Here is a 3038-nt window from a genome sequence, read left to right as displayed (position 1 = left end):
GGGGGCGCCTCCTCGAGGGCGGAGGCCACGTCGCCGCCCGTCAGCAGCCCGGAGACCGCGATGTTCCCCCCGAAGAAGCGGTTCTCGACCGCCACCACGTCGACCCGGCCCTCCCCGTACTGGGCGCGCACCAGGGGCGCGATCACCTCGGCGCCGTACTGGCCGGTCAGCACGGTGACCCCGTCTCCCGCGTCCGGGGGCGCCGCACCGCCGTCGGTCCTCCTGGCCCGGTATCCCGCCGCCGGAGCACCGTCGACCCACGCGAAGAACCCGGGACGCCGCCCGTGGGCGGCGCCGGCGTCACCGTGGAACGCCGCGGCGAACGCCGCCGCCATCCCGATGCCGTTCTCGTGCTGCGGGAAGCCCTCGTACACCTCGGGCGCCGGGAAGCCCCGGCCCGCCATGAGGTAGTACTCGTCGGCGGCGTGGACCACCCGCCGCCCCGTGCACCGGGCAAAGACCTCCTGGTACTCCTCCACCAGGTCGACGACGGCGGCGGCACCTGCGACCGTGTGCGGCCGGAGCGACTGCTCCTGGGAGAAGCGGCTGATTCCCAACGGCACCACGGCGGCGGTCGACAGCTCCGGGTACTCGTCGAGGATCCCGGTGAGGGTGTCGGCCAGCACGGCGCCGTCGTTGACCCCCGGGCACACCACCACCTGGCCGTGGACCTCGATCCCGTGGTCGAGAAGGGCGCGCAGCCACCGCAGGCTCACCGCCCCCCTCCGGTTGCGCAGCATGCGCGCCCGGACGTCGGGGTCGGTGGCGTGGATGCTCACGAACAGGGGGGACAGCCTCTCGCTCACCACCCGCTCCAGGTCCGCCTCGGTGAAGCGGGTGAGGGTCGTGAAGTTCCCGTAGAGGAACGACAGCCGGTAGTCGTCGTCCTTCATGTAGAGGCTGGGCCGCAGACCCTTGGGCAGCTGGTAGATGAAGCAGAACTCGCAGTGGTTGTCACAGGTGCGGACCTGGTCGAACAGGGCCGAGGAGATCTCGGCGCCGAGAGCGGATCCTCCCGCCTTCTCGACCGCGACGGTCAGCTCGAGCCCGCCGCGCCGCAGCTCGAGCTCGACGTCGGGCTCGTCGACGAGCAGGCGGTACTCGATGACGTCGCGGGGGACCTGGCCGTTGATGGCCAGGATCTGGTCTCCTGGCTGCACACCGGCCACGTCGGCCGGTGAGCCTGGGTCCACCGCCGCCACGCTGGGCAGCGACATGTCCACCAGGATAGGGGCGGAGAGTGGCCGACCGGGTGGCCGGTACCCTGGGGAGATGCAGGTGGACCGGGTGCTCCTGGCCGAGCCGCGGGGCTTCTGCGCCGGCGTGGAGATGGCCATCAAGGCCCTCGCCTGGATGGTGCGGGTGTTCGAGCCTCCCGTCTACTGCTACCACGAGATCGTCCACAACCAGCTGGTCGTGGACCGGTTCCGGAAGCTCGGCGTGGTGTTCGTCGACGACGTGGCCGAGGTCCCGGCCGGGGCGCCGATCATGCTCTCGGCCCACGGGTCGGCCCCCGAGGTGGTGGCCGCCGCCCGCCGGGCGGCCGGGGTCGTGGTCAACGCCGTCTGCCCGCTGGTGACCAAGGTCCACCACGAGGTGAAGACCCGCGCCGGCAAGGGCTACACGATCGTCTACGTCGGCCACGAGGGCCACGACGAGGCCCTCGGCACCATGGCGGTGGCGCCCGACTCGGTGCGCCTGGTCGAGACCGAGGAGGACGTGGCCGCCCTCGACGCCGTGGCCGGGCCGGTGGCCCTCCTGGCCCAGACCACCCTCAGCCACGACGAGTGGAGAGGCGTGAGCGAGGCGGTGAGGGAGCGCTTCCCCGACGTGTGGATGCCGGGACGCAGCGACCTCTGCTTCGCCACCACCAACCGGCAGGCGGCGCTCAAGGCGGTGGCGTCCGACGCTGACGCCGTGGTCGTGATCGGCTCGGCCAACTCGTCCAACACCATCGCCCTCGAGAAGGTGGCGCGGGCGGCCGGATGCGCCCGCGTGGTCAGGGTGGACGGACCCGACGAGGTGCCCGACGACCTGTCCGGCACGGTCGCGGTGACCGCCGGCGCCTCGGCCCCGGAGGCGCTCATCGACGCCGTCGTGGCCCGCCTCAACCCGGCGACGCCGCCCGAGGAGGTCGTCGTGGTCGACGAGGAGGAGTACTTCCCCCCGCCCCGGGAGCTCCGCGATCTCGTCCGGGCCGTGTCGTCGGCCCTGACCTTCAGCCTGGGCGCTCCCCCCCCGGAGGGAGACAGCGGGCCCCCGGTTGACGACCGGATCCTGACCGCCAGCGCCGCCCTCGACGCCCTCGGGAACTAGCTGGCTTAGGGGTCGCCCACCCGGTGCCGGGCGGCGTCGAACAGGGTCTGCAGCTCGGCGTGGAGCTGCTCGGTGACATCGTGCACGGCCGCCCGGGGCACCCGGCCGCCATCGGTCGGCGCCGGCGGGACGATGGGGCGGCCGACCACCACGTGCACCTTCACCGGGCGGATCATCTTCGATCCCTTGGGCATGGCGGCCTCCGAACCGCCGATGCCGACGGGGACGATCGGGACTCCCGCCCGGCACGCCATGTAGGCCGCCCCCTCGAAGAGCGGCTGCACGGTCGGCCCGGACTGGCGGGTGCCCTCGGGGAACATGACGAGCGGCTCGCCTCCCTTCAACACCTCGATCGAGCGCCGCAGCGCCTCCCGGTCGGCGCTGCCGCGGTGCACCGGGAAGGCCCCGAGGGCGCTGAAGAGCGCCCCGAAGAAGCGGATCTTCCACAGCGAGTCCTTGCCCATGAACCGGAGGCGGCGCCGGCTGAGCCCACCGACGATGAGCGTGTCGAGGTTCGACCGGTGCACGGGGGCCACGACGTACGGCCCCGAGGCCGGGACGTTCTCCCGGCCCTCGTAGCTGGCCCGGAACCACAGCCCGCAGAAGACGGTCACCGAGAGGAACCGGCACACCCGGTAGAAGACGAGGTCGGGGCGCACGGTCACAGCTCGTCCAGGATGGCCTGGACGACCTCGTCCACGCTCCGGTCGGTGGTGTCGAGC

3 protein-coding genes are annotated in these 3038 nt (G+C 72.6%); 1 reads left to right on the top strand and 2 read right to left on the bottom strand.

The window, feature by feature from the left end; genetic code table 11:
* Nucleotides 1-1217, bottom strand: a 1217-nt coding sequence (locus VFW24_00015; protein ID HEX5265133.1) for a DUF512 domain-containing protein, incomplete at its 3' end; no start/stop codon positions are given.
* Between the two features lie 55 nt (nucleotides 1218-1272).
* On the opposite strand from VFW24_00015, the gene ispH reads away from it, so the two are divergent.
* Nucleotides 1273-2316, top strand: a complete 1044-nt coding sequence (gene ispH / locus VFW24_00010; protein HEX5265132.1) for a 4-hydroxy-3-methylbut-2-enyl diphosphate reductase — start codon at nucleotides 1273-1275, stop codon at nucleotides 2314-2316.
* Nucleotides 2317-2321: 5 nt separating this feature from the next.
* On the opposite strand, the gene VFW24_00005 is transcribed toward ispH, so the two are convergent.
* Nucleotides 2322-2981 (bottom strand): lysophospholipid acyltransferase family protein, encoded by a 660-nt coding sequence (locus tag VFW24_00005; protein HEX5265131.1) that lies wholly within the window; start codon nucleotides 2979-2981, stop codon nucleotides 2322-2324.
* Nucleotides 2982-3038 lie beyond the last annotated feature (57 nt).

The sequence above is a fragment of the Acidimicrobiales bacterium genome, assembly GCA_036273495.1.
GTDB lineage: Bacteria > Actinomycetota > Acidimicrobiia > Acidimicrobiales > JAJPHE01 > DASSEU01.
This window is presented reverse-complemented; position numbering and strand designations above follow the sequence as displayed.